Below are 15148 nucleotides of genomic sequence, written 5' to 3'. Positions count from 1 at the left end.
GCTTGGCGCAATGGGCTACACCCAGATAGAAAGCTACGGCAGCGATAAGGGCATCTTTTGGGGCAAAACCAATACCGAGTTTAAAAAGATTGCCACCGGCTTTGGCCTTAACCTGGTAAGCACCCACTACAACCCATGCACCCTGCCCGAGTTTGATAAACTGGCAGCGCAGGCGGCAGAGGTAGGTATGAAGTACCTGGTATGCCCATGGCTCGGCCCGCAAAAATCTATCGAAACCTTTAAAACCTTTGCGGATGATTTTAACAAGCGTGGTGCCATCTGCAAAAAGCACGGCCTCAGGTTTGGCTACCACCCGCACGATTACCCGTACAAACCCGTAAACGGACAACTACCTATCGACGTGCTGCTTGCCGGTACGGATAAGGAGCTGGTAGACTTCCAGATGGATGTATACTACACCGTAACCGAGGGCGCCGACCCATACGCCTACATCACCAAACACAAAGGCCGCTTTAAACTGGCCCACATGCGCGATGTACTTAAGAAACGCCTCCCCGCAGGCAGCAAGGAAGAGTCCGCCTGCGATATGGGCGAGGGCATCATCGATTTCAAAAAGTTTATCAGTGTTGGGCAGGATAACGGTATGCGTTACTTTTTTGTAGAGCAAAGCCGTTTTTACCACGAAACCCCGCTGCAAAGCGCGCAGAAGAACGCGGCGTATCTGAAAGGGTTGAAGCTTGTGTAATAAATTATAGTTCCCTCCCTTGGGAGGGTTAGGGAGGGGTTAAACATGTTGCATAGTTGGCTAAACCCCTCCCTGCCACTACACAATCCATCGCGCGCCTCCCCAGGGAGGGAGCTTTAAATAGGCGTCCGCGCCCCGCCCGCCATACCCGTTCCTGCGGACGGACGGACACCACACAAAAAAGCCTGTACGGTAACAAACTATACAGGCTTTTCTTTTTGTCTTGATTCTTGACTCTTCTCGTCCTGACTCTACAAAAGGTATATCTTAAAAAACTTCTTGCCGTATTCGCCCCAACCTTCCATGGCTTTGCCGAGGGTGGTTTTAAGGCCCTGGTAGGTAACAACCTTGCCTTTTGCCGGTACTTTTAACGATGCTTCGGCTACGGGCAGGTCGGTAACCTTGGTGGCAAACCAGGTAACGTTCTCGTGCGGCAGGGCAAGGCCAAGTATCATACCCGGCAACCCGGTGAATGATTCGGGGCCGCCCGATACCGGGATCTCTTCGCTGTAAAAGGCCACTACGTATATAGAATCCATTACCACGGCGTTGGCGCGGCGGCACATGTAACCGGCAATTTCGCGGGTTTCGTCGGTAATTTTCCAGGTGATCTTACGGGTGCTATCCTTCATCAAAAAACCCTCGTCGAACACCTTTTTACCGGTGATGCTGTAGTTGGTGTTCAGGTCGGTATAAACCGTGTTTATTTGCTGGGCCAGTGGCATATCGCTAAACCAGCTGTTTGATGGCGGCGCATCTTCCACAACCGGGGAATACAGGGTTTTGTTGCCGCCAAAGGTTAACGTGCTTTTAAGGATTTTAAACTGCGGGTTGTTTTTCTTGTACGATTCAAAAGCGGGGGCGTACCAGCTTTCGTTATCCTTGTTTATTACCTTTTTAATAACGCCGTACATGTTCACTTTTTTCTCGAACTCGATGGTACCCGATGTGGTGAAATGCGTGTTTTGGGCAAACAGCAGGCTGCTTGCAAACATGCAGGTAAATAATGTTAACAGGTGCTTCTTCATTGCTTGATATGTCTTTATTTATATATCCTTAACTTATTTTTTTGGAGCGCCGCCGCCCATGCCGTTAAAATCCCATGTTACCGATAGCATAAAATACCTGCGGATGGTAGTGTAACGGTTCTCGGTGATCAGGTTGCTTGATGCGCTGCGGGTAAAGCCCTGGTTTTGGTTTAGTAAATCGTTGCCGCTTATTGATGCCTTTAAATTGTCGCCTTTAAAAAACGCTCTGCTTATACGGGCGTTGATAATGGTTTGGCGGAAAGCGTTATCAAATGATTGTGTAGCGGCGGTGTACTGGTATTGGCCATCACTGCCTATTTCAATTTTACCCGGCAGGAAAATACTCAGGTAGTAGTCGGCGTTAAAACCACGGCCGTTGTTGTTTCTATCGGGCTGTAACGAAGCCTGGCCAACGGTATAATTAGGCCCGCCGCTTATGTATATGGTGTATTTTTTCTCTTTGTATTTTGACAGGCCAATGGTACCACCATAAGTGTTTGATTTGGTTTTGTTAAGCTCGTTATTTACCATGCTGTAATAAATGTTACCTCCGGTATTTAGCCTTGCATTAATGTTAAGGCCTATAACGCTTAGTTTTCGGCTCATATCCAAACCAAAGTTATAGTTGGATTGCTGCTTATCGTTAAGGTTTACCGACTGTATAATGCTCCTGCCTTCTTTATCGGTAACCACATTGCTTACAATAGGGTTGGTGGTAAAGTTATAACTACCGTTTAACCAGATGGATTGATCGCTGATAACTTTATACATGTTATAGTAACCATAAAACCCGTTGGTGAAGGATGGTTTTAGGTTAGGGTTACCAATAGTTTGGTTCACCGGGTCGGTATTTACGCGGATGGGTTGTAACTGATCAATAGTTGGTTGGGTTTGGTTACCGTAGTAGCCAAAGTTTAAGCCGCTGTAGTTAGATATTTTATACTGAAAATTTGCCTGCGGGCTCCAGTTGGTAAAGTTACGGTGGCCCGATAGACCGGTTATCTCGTCAACCTGTTTATAATCTATATTGGCTACGCGTGTACCAAAGCGCAGGGTGCTTTTGCCTTTTTTATAGTTAAAGTTGATACCGCCCTGGTTTGATGTTTGATCGAAAACGTAATGGTTACTTAACGAGTCGTTCAGCAGGTTATAGTTACCGGGTGCCGATTGGTCGAACGATTTCCTATCCGCGTTGCTATTATTTGTGCTGAACCCGTAGTTAAAGATAACCGATAATGCCTTAGAGAGAGGCTCGGTATAGGTTAAATTGGAACTAAACCGCGATGTTTTGGTGTTGTCGGTTTTTAACTGGTCAACAATTTCGCTGCTTTTTGGCGTACCGTCGGTGTTAAATATTTCCAGGTCTGATTTCAGGAAACCGCGCGCTTTGCTTTCGGTAACACCGGCAATTACATTAAGCGATAGGGTACGGCCGGTTTTCTTCAGTTTTTTTGTGTACAATGCCGATGCATTGAACAATTGCTGATCTACCTTATTGCTCAGTGTACGGCTGTTGGTGTTGATCAGTGTGCTGTCTATCCGGCGGCTTTCGGCATTGCTGGTAGTGTGGGTATCGCTGTTTTTTATAGTACCATCAACAGATACTTTTAAGGTTGATGTGGTATCAAGCTTAACGGTATACGTTGCATCCAGTTTTTGCCTGAACATGTAGTTATTAAAGGTTTGGTCGGTATTGCTTTTGATGATATTGGTTGAGTCGCCGGGCAGGTTTTGCTGCTGTTTGTTATTGCGGGTGCCATCAACCTCTAATGAGCCTGCTTTGTAATTGGTATTAAGGCTGTTTTTATCGTTATTCCATTTATTATCGTAGTGCACACCGCCGGTGTAAGCCTTAGGGATACCTTGCTTGTCATACATGCCGTTAAAAGAGTCGAGGCCGCCATCGTTGCTGCCACCGTCAAAAAAAGCGTTGCCATCATCACCAAACTGTATCCCCCCGCCGGTGCCCAATTTATTATTATCCTGCCAGCCAAGGCCTGTTTTACCTGTGTTGCCAACGGTGCCGTAAACACTGAATTTCTTTTTACCCTTAAACTTGTTATAAAGCCCCTGCCCCTGGTAGTAGCCATCTGTACCAATGCCGGCATCCAGCTTACCAAAGTAGCCGTTCTTTTTATCCTCTTTTAGCTTAATGTTAATGGTTTTGGTTTTCTGCCCATCGTCAATACCGGTAAAGGCGGCCTGGTCGCTTTTTTTGTCGTAAAGCTGCACCTTATCAACCATATCGCCGCGAATGTTTTTGGTAACCAGCGTAGGGTCATCGCCAAAAAACTCTTCGCCATCAACCAGTACCTTTTGTACGGTTTGGCCCTGCGCGGTTATTTTACCATCCTTATCCACCTGTATACCGGGCAATTGTTTCAGCAAATCCTCAACCTTGGAGTTTGGTTGTATGGTGTATGCTTTGGCGTTAAACTCGGTAGTATCGCCTTTTATTTTTATGGCAGCAACGGTGCCTTTTATAAGCACCTCGTTCAATAACCTCGATTTTAGGTTCATGTTGATATTGCCAACATTGTGGGTGGTTTTAGCAGAATCTAAAGTAAAGTTTTCTACGTAATCGGCATAACCGGGGTAGGTTACCAGTAATATAAACTTGCCTTTACCCAGGCCATTTATAGTGAATGAGCCATTTGCAGCGGCCCTGGTAAATTTGCGCAGGGTAGAATCTTTTGCGTTTAGTACGCTGATAGAGGTGTTTACCAGCTTAATGTTGGCAACGCTATCAACCGACGCCCCTTTAACCGAATAAGAATTTTGTGCAAAGGTAGAAAAAGAGCACAGGCATAGTAATACCAGTGCTGTAATTGTGAATTTCATACTTAGGGTTTATTGTGGAGCCAAGATATAACTAAAAGTTTAGTAATAAAAAGGCGGGGCATGTTAAAAAGTGTTAAATATGCCTTTAGAGTGGCATAGTCACACTATTGTTACTTATTAACAACAATAAAATTTAAAACACGCCGGGCCACACTAACCCGTTAAAAAAGGCTTTATATATGATCAGCGTGTATAAATGAAGGGGCTGTTGAAAGAGGAAAGACCCGGAAGTTCCTGATCTTTAGCAGAAAGTATAGCATCTTTTTCGGCTATGCCCCAGCCAATAGCCAGTTCGGGGTCGTTCCAGGCCAGGCCAATTTCTGATGCCTTATTATAAAGCCCGCCGCTTACTTTGTAGGCAAAAATGGTATCGTCAACTAAAGTTAAAAAGCCGTGTACACAACCCGGCGGTATCCAAAGTTGCCTGTGGTTTTTGGCGGTAAGTTCTACCGATACATGCCTGCCATAAGTAGGCGAACCTTTGCGTACATCAACCGCAACATCTAATACAGCGCCTTGTAAAACCCTTACCAGTTTGCCCTGGGCATATGGTGGTGCCTGCGCATGCAGGCCCCTGATTGTATTTTTTTGCGACAGGGATTGGTTGTCCTGCACAAAATCGGCATCGATGCCGGCATCGTTAAAAACCTTTTTACTGTAGCTTTCAAAAAAGTAGCCGCGGTCGTCGTTAAAAACTTTGGGGTCAAATATCAGTACGCCGGGTATAAGGGTTTCGGTAATCGTCATTATTCGTCAACCGTTTTCATTAATGTATTAAATAATACAAAGCGTTCGTTAAATTGTAGCTGGTGTATCTCCTGGAATTTAAACAGGTGGGTACGGTAATAATCCTGGAATTGTTCAATGGTATCGGCGTTAAACTGCAGGCAGTAGGTGATACCATCGTTTGGCGAATCGATAATGGTAAGCAAACGGTACGAGCTGAAGCAGCCGGTAGCCATAATTGCAGGGATGTGTACCTCTTTTATCCAGGCTAACCATTCCTGCTCAACAGTATCATCTAAAATTACGGTGTCGTTATATACAATCATGCCGCAAAAGTACTATTTTGATTACACAGATTGAAGTCTGATTTCACCGATTAGAGAACCTATGTTACCAATGAGCTAATGGACATCCCGATAGCTATCGGGAGAGCCAATAATCTAACTCGCATCATTCTTATCGCCCCGTAACAGCCTGAAGCGTTTACGGGCATCGTTTATCCAGAGGCTGCCGGGGTAATCGGTAATGATCTTCTGGTAGTAAGTTTTGGCCTGGTTGGCATCGTTTAGTTTGGTTTCGTAAATATCGCCCAGCATGTAAACAGCATCATCGGCCCACAGGTCAAATGAGTGTTTTTCAACAATCTCTTTTAATATGGTTACGGCATTGGTAAAATTCTTTTGCTGTATCATAATGCGTGCTTTGGCCATTAGTATATCTGCTTCGAGTGCGTTGCCCGGGTATTTTTTGTCGATGCTATCCAGCGTAAGCATGGCTTTGGCGGGTTGTTCGGCAAATATCAGCAGATCGGCGCGTGAGTAAATTTTAAGCGCTTTACCCGCGCTATCGGCATTCAGGTTATCAGATATCAGCAACGACAGGTTCAGTGCATCGTTAGCAATAAGCTGCGTGGTAGCCGCTTTCAGGATATTCAGTTGCCGGCGGGCCCAGTCAAAATCGCCTGTATAGTAGGCCAGCTTGGCATTGCGCAATGCGGCATCCTGCGCCATGGGGGTGGCCGTGTTGTCTTTTTCTACCTGGCTGTATAGCAGGGAGGCATCCCAGGGTTGGTTGTTAAGCAGGTAAATATCACCCAGATCAAGCTTGCAAGCGGCCAGCAGGGCGGGCCTTACACCTTGTATGGCAATGGCGGCCTCCAGCAAAGCCTGTGCATCTTTTAGCTTATGCAGCTTAAAAGCTTGCAGATTGGCCAGCTTTTGCATTGCAAACACGGTGCCCCGGCCGCGGCCAAGTTCGTTCAGCAGGTCGGTATAATCTTTTTCCAGTCCCAGCAGGTCGGCCTGGGTATACTGGCCGTTTGTTACCTTCAGGTTTTTGGTGTTGATGAGCTCAATTTTGGCAGATATGTAATTCTGATTATCCTTATCGCCTTTGCTCACAATGTATTCGTACCCACGTATGGCGGCATCGTAAGCCTCGTTAGCTACGAGTGTGCGGCAAAGTTCAAACACGTTACTGCCGTCATCATTTTGGCGGCGGCTTAAGGCCAGCGCCTGGTTCAGCGCCATATCAAACTCCTTTTGCTGCAAAAACTGCCAGGTAAGCAGGTTGGTGTAAACAACTTGCTGCGGGTCCTTCTGGATGCGTTTAAGTAACGATACTTTAAGCATATCATAATCCGCAGGGCCTTCGTAAACGGTAGCCAGCGTGCTTTCGGCCTGGCTTAAAAATACAGGGTTTGCGGGCAAAAAGGTAAGGTATTCTTCGGTAAGGGCGGCTTTATCGCGTTTGTAACGGTACAGGGTTATCAGCTCAAAAGCAAAGGCATTATCATTATGGATCAGCTTACGGCCCTGTAAAAATATTTTAATGGCGTAATCGGCGTTGGCGCTCTGGTAAAACTGCGAGGCTATGTTGGCAATAGCCCCCTGGTCGGCAGGGAGGTTCCTGATCAGGTCGTTATACAAGGCATCGGCCTTGGCGGTGTTGCCCTGCTGGGTGTATACAGACCCAAGCGCAATGGTGTATTCATTATTGCCGGGGTATTTGCGCAGCATTTTTTTAGTGATGGTTTCGGCCTCATCAAATTTCTTAAATGTTAACAGGCTGGTGAGATATTGTTGATAATAAGCTTCATTATCCTGCTTAAACAACTTTTGGTATATATCAAGGGCCTTTTGCTGTTCGCCGTTTGCGGCGTATTGGCGGGCAAGTAAAAGATCGTTATTTTGGGCTAAAAGCCTTGTGCTGCAAATAAATAATACCAGTACCAACACGTATAATCGCTTCATTCTTTTTTTATATTTTAGCCTTGCGGGGATATATTATATGTAACGTTGCAAGCGGGTAAAATTGTAGTGACATTTGTATAAACATTAACTAAATTAACTAATTTGACCTCTCTTAACAATTAGGATAAACCAAATGCAGGGTCGTTTAAGATCATTTTTGTTCATAGCTTTTATACTTGTTTTTTGCGCCTGCAAACAAAACCAAGTAAGGCAAATACCTGTAAGTGACTTTTTTAAGACACCCGAGAAAAGCTTTTTCAAAATCTCGCCCGATGGTAAATATATCTCTTATTTAAGGCCTTATAAAGATAAACAAAATATATACATACGGTCGTTAGCTACCGGCGCCGAGCAAATGGCAACCAATTTTACCGATTACTCGGTACGCGATTACTCCTGGACGTTTAATAATCAGATAGTTTTTACGCAGGATATTATCGCTGTGGATGAATTCAGGATATATACGCTTGATGTGGCTACACTAAAGGTGAAAAGCCTGGTTAACCTGGAGAAGGCGCGCATCCGTATACTGAACCGTAACCGTATGCAGCCCGATGTAATAACCGTGGCCATGAACAAGCGCGACCCGGTTAACTTTGATGTGTACCGCTTAAATGTTAAAACCGGCGAACTGAAGCCTTATTTGCTAAACCCCGGCAATATCACCAAATGGTACCCTGATGCTAATGGTAACATCCGCCTGGTTAAGGTATCTGACGGAGTTAACGAGAGTATCCTGTACCGCGCAAACGATAAGGCGCCGTTTAAGTCTATCATCAAAAATAATTTTAACGACAGGGTAGAACCGATTGCTTTTACTGGTGTTAAGAACGATTTTTACGCCTTATCAAACGTTAACCGCGATAAAACCGCACTTATAGAGATAAATGCCGAAACCGGCAAAGAAGCAAAGGTTGTTTATGCCAGTGATAAGGCCGATATACTGGGTGTTGATTATTCAAAAGGCAAACACCGCTTAGAGCTTGTGGGATGGGAAGAAGCCAAACCACAGAAACATTTTTTGGATAATGATATAGCAAAACTTTACAAAAACCTGTCGGGTAAGATAAAAGGCAACGCCGTAGATATTGTTGACCGAGACAGCGCCGAGAATAAGTTTATTATAGTTAGCTCGACCGATAAGAACCCCGGTTCGTACTACCTCTATGAGCGTGGCGGGGATAAGCTTACTAAACTTGCCGATATTAACCCCGAAATAAAACCCGAAGAGCTTTGCGATATGCAACCCATATCGTTTAAAGCCAGCGACGGGATGACGATAAACGGCTATCTGACCATCCCGCAAGGGAAGGAAAGAAGGAACCTGCCGGTTGTAGTGATGCCACACGACGGGATCTGGGGGCGTAACTCATGGGATTATGATGCCGAGGTACAGTTTTTGGCCAACAGGGGTTATGCCGTGTTCCAGGTAAATTTCCGTGGATCTGCCGGGTATGGTAAAGCATTTCGTATGGCCGGTTTTAAGCAGGTAGGTGGCAAAATACAGCAGGATATTACCGATGGCGTAAAATGGCTTATAGCCAATAAAATAGCCAACCCCAAAAAAATAGCCATTTTTGGCGGTGGTTTTGGCGGGTTCTCGGCTTTGTACGGTGTGTCATTCCACCCCGAAATGTATAATTGCGCGATTGTTAAATACGGGCTCATCAACTTTTTCACCTACTTAAAAGATGCGCCGCCATTTTTTAAACCCTATTTAAAAATGACCTACGAGATGGTGGGCAACCCCGAAACAGACGCCGACCACCTACGGGCCATATCGCCGGTTTTTCATACCGATAAAATAAAAAGCCCGCTGCTGATATTCCAGGGCGCGAAAGACCCGCGGGCCAATATCAGCGAGCTTAACCAGTTTGTGCGCGAGTTGAATAAACGCAACGTGCCGGTAATATACCGCCTTAAAGAAAACGAACGCGCTTATTTTAAAAGCGAACATAACCGTATGGAAATGTACGCCGAGATAGAAACCTTCCTGAGCAACAATATGCAGGTTAAACCCTAACCTGTTATGAAAGCGCAGAAAAATCTATACCGCAAAAATTTTTCGCTGATAACCGCATTCCTGGTGCTGATAACGGTGAGCCTTGTTATCGCGATCGTTATATCGTATAACCTTACCACCAAGTATGTGGAAAACGAATTTGCCTCTAAAAAGATAGAGGTGCTTGATCAAACGGTTAAGCCTTATTACGATTTCTTCCAGTTAAAGATCCCCGAGATTACCTCCTACCAGGGTTTCTTAGATTCGGCATCGGCGGCAAACTATTCGGCTACGGTTTTTAAAAGCTACCCCTTTGTGCGCAAGGTGTTGTTTTATGATATTCAGATTGGTAACCCCTCGTCTAAAAAGCCTGCCAATAAACAAGGCATCTCTGTAAAAACAGTTTACCAGTACAAGCCTAAGCATGGCAGTGTAAAGGGGTATAAAGATTCTGTTTGGGCAAATGATGGTGATTTTAAAGACATGGCGCTGAAGCTGAGTAACTTTATCAGCATAGCCGATACCTCGCGCCTGCCCACTCAGGACGAGATATTCCGTACTTTTTACAATGTTACGCCCGATAAAATAAGCTACCTCAACATCCCCCGCCGCGAGGATATCAGGATCTATCAGTTGCTGTTAAAAAAAGGGGATACCAAAGCTTTTTATAAACAAAACATGCTTACCTTTTTGCTGGATGCACATCAGCTTAAAGTTAAAAACACCCATCCCGAGTTGTACCAGCAGGTTACCATACAGCCCGTAGTTTACGATCCGCTTGATATAGAAGATGGCCGTAAAGTAACCGAGGCCGCGTTAACCGGCGCTTTCTCAAACTTTAAGCTGTATTTTATTTCAACAAACCAGCATCTTACCAAAGAGATTGACAGGCGGTTTTTGCCTATATGCGCTATTGTATTGCTTATTTACTTTTTTTTGGTGCTGATAAGCTGGCTTATATACCGCAACCTAAACATTAACCTAAAGGTGTTTAAGCTGCAGTACGATTTTATAAACAACTTTACCCACGAGTTTAAAACCCCGGTGAGTGTTATAAAAATTGCGGGCTCGAACCTTAAAGGGGATGCCGAACTAAGCGAACGACAGCGCCGCCATTACGGTAAAATACTGGATGAGGAGGCCGACAAGCTGAACGACCTGATGAACAAGCTACTCAGTTTTACCCAGTTGGAAAACCGCTCTATTACCGTAAAGCGCGAGGAAATAAATCTGCAGCAATTTGTGAAAGGGTATATTGATACCTTTAAGATAAAATATCCAGATTTTAAACTTGACTTTAATATTGAGAATGTAAATAAGTTTTACAGCGACCCGGTACTGTTGGGGAGTGTGTTCCAGAATTTGATGGAGAATGCCTACAAATATTCGCACCCGGGTAAAAAAGAATTATTTATAAATATTAAGCCCGAAAAACGCAATATTGTATTTTCATTTGCCGATAAGGGCATAGGCATGGCCCGGTATGAGCAGGGTGATGTGTTTAAAAAGTTTTACCGCATAGAGAACCAGTACAATCAAAATGGAAGCGTAGGCCTGGGCCTTGCTTTTTGTAAAGAACTGGTTAACTTTATGGACGGAGAAATAGACGTTACCAGCAAGCTTAATGTAGGGTCGACGTTTATTGTTACCTTGCCTTTAGGGCATTAGATAGATGTGCGGGTATGCAGATCTCAGATGTGCAGATTTAGGATTTAGAGTTTAGGATTTAGAATTTTTTAGATGAACAAAGAAATTAAAATAGCACTGGTTGAGGACGATGAGAACCTAAGGTTTTTAGTGGCCGAACGCCTGCAAAGTGAAGGCTACAAAGTTTTAGAAAGCAACAACGGCGAAGAAGCCGAAAGCATGATACTGGCCGAGCAGCCAGATATTGTACTGCTTGACTGGATGCTGCCCGGCAAACAAGGCAGCGAAGTATGCAGCAGCCTGCGCGAAAAAGGGTTTGATAAGCTGGTTATTATGATGACCGCCAAAGCCCAGGATATTGATAAAATAGGCGCCTACAACTTTGGTGTGAGCGATTATATAACCAAGCCCTTTAATATGGATGTGCTGGTAGCGATGATAGACAGCAAGATCAAATTCTCGCTGAATAACGAGCGGGCCGAATCGCACAAGTTTGGGAATATGGAGCACCTGCCCAACACCCACCTGCTGATACGCGATGGCCGTAAAACCGAGCTTACTATTTTAGAGAACCGCATACTGCTATACTTCCTTAAAAACAAAAACAAGGTTATAAACCGCGAAGAACTGATGATGGAGGTTTGGGGCTACAATGCTGACGTAAACACCCGCACGTTAGATATGCACATTGTTCGCCTGCGTAAAAAGATAGAGAACAACCCCGATTCGCCAACCTACCTGCAAACAGTTAGGGGTATTGGGTATAAGTTTGTTTATTAGCAAAGACACAAAATTGCAGTCGCCCGGCTCTTGCCGGGTGACGACTATTAGGCGGCGTCCCGCCGCAGTGAGTAATAGTTAAGCGGCCGGAGGCCTTATAATAATAGTCACTCGGCAAGAGCCGAGCGACGGCAGAGATTGCCGCGCTATCGCCCGCAATGACGGATTTTAATGTGTGATTTTATATAGTCTTGTCACCACAAAATCCCCAAAGAATCTCTTCTCCTCAGTAACATCATATCCAAATTTACTGAACTGTTTCCCTACATCAGGCAATCGCCATGCGGGTACGCCGCAAAGCACTTTAAAAAACAGTAGCATGCTTTTCAGCATCAGGTATTGCCACCATTTGCCGGTAAGTTGAAAATCGGTATTTAACCACAGGCCGCCGGGTTTTAAGGTTTGGTGGATGTGTTGAAATACACCGGGCAAGGTATCTTCGGTAAAATTATCAAACAAAAAGGGGGTTATTACCACATCAAAATCTGCGGTTAAACCAGCATCTTCAACGGCTTTGTTTATAAATTCAACCTGGTTTGCGCCGGTGTTTCGCTTGCGGGAAAGCGCCATCATTTTGGCCGAGATCTCTATGTAGGTAATGCTTAAACCACCTGGATGCAGTTTGGTTATCTCCTCCAGTATCCAGCCAGTACCGCCGCCAACTATTAATACTTTGGCATTTTCAGGGATGAGTGGTAAAAGCCAGGTTTGCGCGTTAACCAGGGCTTTGCCAAATACCAGCCGCGAAAGCTTGTCATAAAAGGAGGCCGAGTTATCGTAATTAGCCGGCATAGCTGTTGCCGAAAACAAGGCCGAAACCTACCAGTATTACGTATTGCAGTATCAATACACCATCCATATAAAGGAAATAGTAGTATTCGTCCTTCTCCCATTTCGATTTAAATATCAGCCAGCCCATGAGTATGGCGGTGGTAGTAAGGCCAAAAAAATCCAGACTAAAACCATTGTTCCTGAAAAGGAATAGCAGCACAATATAACCCGCGAGCAGCATCTGGCAAAACAGATATGCATTCTTTTCGCCCCAGGCAACCGGGATGGTTTTAAGGCCGGCCTGGCGGTCGCTAAACAGGTCGCGGATATCAAAGGGAATGGCAAGGGCGAATATAAACAGGAAACGCTTGGCTATCATGATGGTAATATCCCGCATGGAGATATCTGCAAGGTGCAGATCCTGTGCCTCCAATACGGGCAGCAGTACGCAGCTCATGGTCCACACTAAAGCGATGAGGAAGGTTTTTAAGCCGGGTATATTGCGAAGCCCAAACTTTTGCTCGCCTATACTAAATATGGGCAGGCTATAACAAAATGAAAGGACAGAAAGAAATATGAGCAATATGCGCGATTCCATCGACAGTAGAAAGAACAATGGGATAAGCGATAATAGCGAGATCATGGTAAAGGTTACCATTAACCTGTAGTGCGCAAAAAACCAGCGTACACGTTTATAGGGCGATTTCTCGGGATGCCTGGGTTTGCTAAGTAGTATGCTGAAATTATAGATGCCCAGTGTTGAGGTGAACAGCAACCCGGTAACACTATAAACTGGTTTTGAACCGATAATGTGAAAAGTAACCAAGGCCTGTGCCACCGCACATAACGACATGAAGATGTTACTGAAAAGCAAAAAATCAAGCGTGCTTTGGAAGGCTTTTTTCATCGGTTTTGCTAAAATACGGCAATAGGAATAAAAAATAAACAATTATTTTTTATCGTTTGCTGCAGTCGCCTGGCTCCAGCCGGGTGACCGTTATTATAAGGCCTCTGGCCGCCTAACTACTTATCAATACGGCGGGACGCCGCCTAATAGTCGTCACCCGGCTGGAGCCGAGCGACTGTATAAATAGCGACTGCATAAATATTAAGCTTTTAACGTCGGGTCTTCCCCTGTTTTTAAAGTAAACATCGTAATCTCCGGTAATATTCCAATCCGGCCGGGGTATGCTAAAAAGCCATAGCCAACATTTACGTAGATCTGCTGGTGTTTTTCGCGGTACAAACCTGCCCATTCCTGGTAAACATATTCTATCGGGCTCCATTGAAAATCATCGGTACGTACGCCAAACTGCATGCCATGGGTATGCCCGCTAAACATCACATCTATCTGCGGATATTTTGGGATCACCTCGGCCCGCCAGTGCGATGGGTCGTGCGATAATAGCAACTTCACGGGCAGGTCGTCTGTATTTACAACGGCTTTTTCCATTTTGCCATATTTGGGGAAACGGCTCATTTCGCCCCAGTTACCTATACCCAGGATACCCAATTCTTCGTTGCCAACTTTTATACGGCGGTGTTCATCAATCAGCAGGTCCCAGCCAAGGGTTTTGTGGGCCTGTATCATATCGGCAAAATTCCTGTCTTTGTCTGCAGGAGTAGGCCATTGGCCGTAGTCGCCGTAATCGTGATTGCCCAGTATAGAATATACCCCCAGCGGTGCGCGCACTTTTTTAAATACATCAACCACACGGTTCACCTCTGATGTTTGCCCGTTCACCAAATCGCCGGTAAAAAATATCACATCAGCCTTTTGGTTCATCAGCATATCAACGCCGCCATGCATATCATGCACGCTATGGAAACTGCCTGAGTGAATATCAGAGATCTGCCCTATGCGCATTCCATCAAATGCCTTTGGCAGGTTTGGCAGGTAAAGGGTTACATTTTTTACCTGATAGTCATACAAGCCTTTAGACATGTTGTGCTTAATAAGGTAAAGCGGCACAGCGCCGGCCAGTATCCCGGCCTTCATCAAAAACTCCGACCGTGGCATGGCTTTAAAAGTAGCATGAGCCGTGTCAGTTGCAGGTTTTTTATTTTTGCGGGATAGGTAAACAATAAACCGGCGTACGTCATCCACAGCTATAAACAGCGCGTAAAACAGCTTAAATATAAATGTGATGAAAAACAGGAACAGGAACGCACCGCGCGCACCTACCGACATTTTGCTATATATGCCCAGCAATAAAACGGCTATTAAAAATACCGCCCCAAACCAATACAAACCCCAAAACCACTTTTTACGCATAAACTTAAACGCGGTGTTTATACCCCTTAACAGGTAATAATCAAGCGCTAAAAGTACAAGTGGTATCAGGATAAAGTATAGGGCGTTTCCCTGCATGAGGTGTTAAGCTGGTGAATAATT

The 15148-nt window shown here is 45.0% G+C and carries 12 protein-coding genes; 4 read left to right on the top strand and 8 right to left on the bottom strand.

Annotated features, from left to right (window positions below; all coding sequences use genetic code 11):
- Positions 1 to 706, top strand: a 706-nt coding sequence (locus WC615_RS06555; protein WP_372977317.1) for a sugar phosphate isomerase/epimerase family protein, incomplete at its 5' end; no start/stop codon positions are given.
- Between the two features lie 251 nt (positions 707 to 957).
- Here the strand turns inward: WC615_RS06555 and WC615_RS06550 are convergent.
- From WC615_RS06550 to WC615_RS06530, 5 genes are all read right to left on the bottom strand, one after another.
- Positions 958 to 1734, bottom strand: coding sequence for a GLPGLI family protein (locus WC615_RS06550; RefSeq protein WP_372977316.1), 777 nt, complete (start codon positions 1732 to 1734; stop codon positions 958 to 960).
- Between the two features lie 33 nt (positions 1735 to 1767).
- The gene (locus WC615_RS06545) at positions 1768 to 4575 is read right to left on the bottom strand and encodes an outer membrane beta-barrel protein (protein ID WP_372977315.1); all 2808 of its coding nucleotides are present in this window, start codon (positions 4573 to 4575) and stop codon (positions 1768 to 1770) included.
- Between the two features lie 183 nt (positions 4576 to 4758).
- Entirely contained in the window at positions 4759 to 5322 is a 564-nt protein-coding gene (gene rfbC / locus WC615_RS06540; protein WP_372977314.1) for a dTDP-4-dehydrorhamnose 3,5-epimerase, read from the bottom strand.
- Positions 5322 to 5627, bottom strand: coding sequence for a DUF4286 family protein (locus WC615_RS06535; RefSeq protein ID WP_372977313.1), 306 nt, complete (start codon positions 5625 to 5627; stop codon positions 5322 to 5324). The genes rfbC and WC615_RS06535 overlap by 1 nt, the downstream gene beginning before the upstream one ends.
- 114 nt (positions 5628 to 5741) lie before the next feature.
- Positions 5742 to 7553, bottom strand: a complete 1812-nt coding sequence (locus tag WC615_RS06530) for a tetratricopeptide repeat protein (protein WP_372977312.1) — start codon at positions 7551 to 7553, stop codon at positions 5742 to 5744.
- Positions 7554 to 7686: 133 nt separating this feature from the next.
- On the opposite strand from WC615_RS06530, the gene WC615_RS06525 reads away from it, so the two are divergent.
- From WC615_RS06525 to WC615_RS06515, 3 genes are all read left to right on the top strand, one after another.
- Positions 7687 to 9576 carry a prolyl oligopeptidase family serine peptidase gene (locus WC615_RS06525; protein ID WP_372977311.1) on the top strand — a complete coding sequence of 630 codons (1890 nt, stop codon included), beginning with the start codon at positions 7687 to 7689 and terminating at the stop codon, positions 9574 to 9576.
- 6 nt (positions 9577 to 9582) lie between these two features.
- Positions 9583 to 11223, top strand: coding sequence for a sensor histidine kinase (locus tag WC615_RS06520; RefSeq protein ID WP_372977310.1), 1641 nt, complete (start codon positions 9583 to 9585; stop codon positions 11221 to 11223).
- Between the two features lie 72 nt (positions 11224 to 11295).
- Complete coding sequence (locus WC615_RS06515) at positions 11296 to 11982, top strand: response regulator transcription factor (protein ID WP_372977309.1); 687 nt, start codon at positions 11296 to 11298, stop codon at positions 11980 to 11982.
- Between the two features lie 168 nt (positions 11983 to 12150).
- On the opposite strand, the gene WC615_RS06510 is transcribed toward WC615_RS06515, so the two are convergent.
- The 3 genes from WC615_RS06510 to WC615_RS06500 all read right to left on the bottom strand — a co-directional run bounded on the left by WC615_RS06510 (position 12151) and on the right by WC615_RS06500 (position 15124).
- Positions 12151 to 12774, bottom strand: coding sequence for a class I SAM-dependent methyltransferase (locus WC615_RS06510; RefSeq protein ID WP_372977308.1), 624 nt, complete (start codon positions 12772 to 12774; stop codon positions 12151 to 12153).
- Entirely contained in the window at positions 12764 to 13660 is an 897-nt protein-coding gene (locus WC615_RS06505) for a UbiA family prenyltransferase (RefSeq protein ID WP_372977307.1), read from the bottom strand. The genes WC615_RS06510 and WC615_RS06505 overlap by 11 nt, the downstream gene beginning before the upstream one ends.
- A gap of 201 nt (positions 13661 to 13861) precedes the next feature.
- Positions 13862 to 15124 carry a metallophosphoesterase gene (locus WC615_RS06500; protein WP_372977306.1) on the bottom strand — a complete coding sequence of 421 codons (1263 nt, stop codon included), beginning with the start codon at positions 15122 to 15124 and terminating at the stop codon, positions 13862 to 13864.
- Between the last annotated feature and the right edge of the window lie 24 nt (positions 15125 to 15148).

The sequence above is a fragment of the Mucilaginibacter sp. genome (genome assembly GCF_041663085.1).
Classification (GTDB): domain Bacteria; phylum Bacteroidota; class Bacteroidia; order Sphingobacteriales; family Sphingobacteriaceae; genus Mucilaginibacter.
The sequence above is the reverse complement of the archived record's forward strand: the minus strand, read 5'-3'. Positions and strand labels throughout refer to the sequence as shown.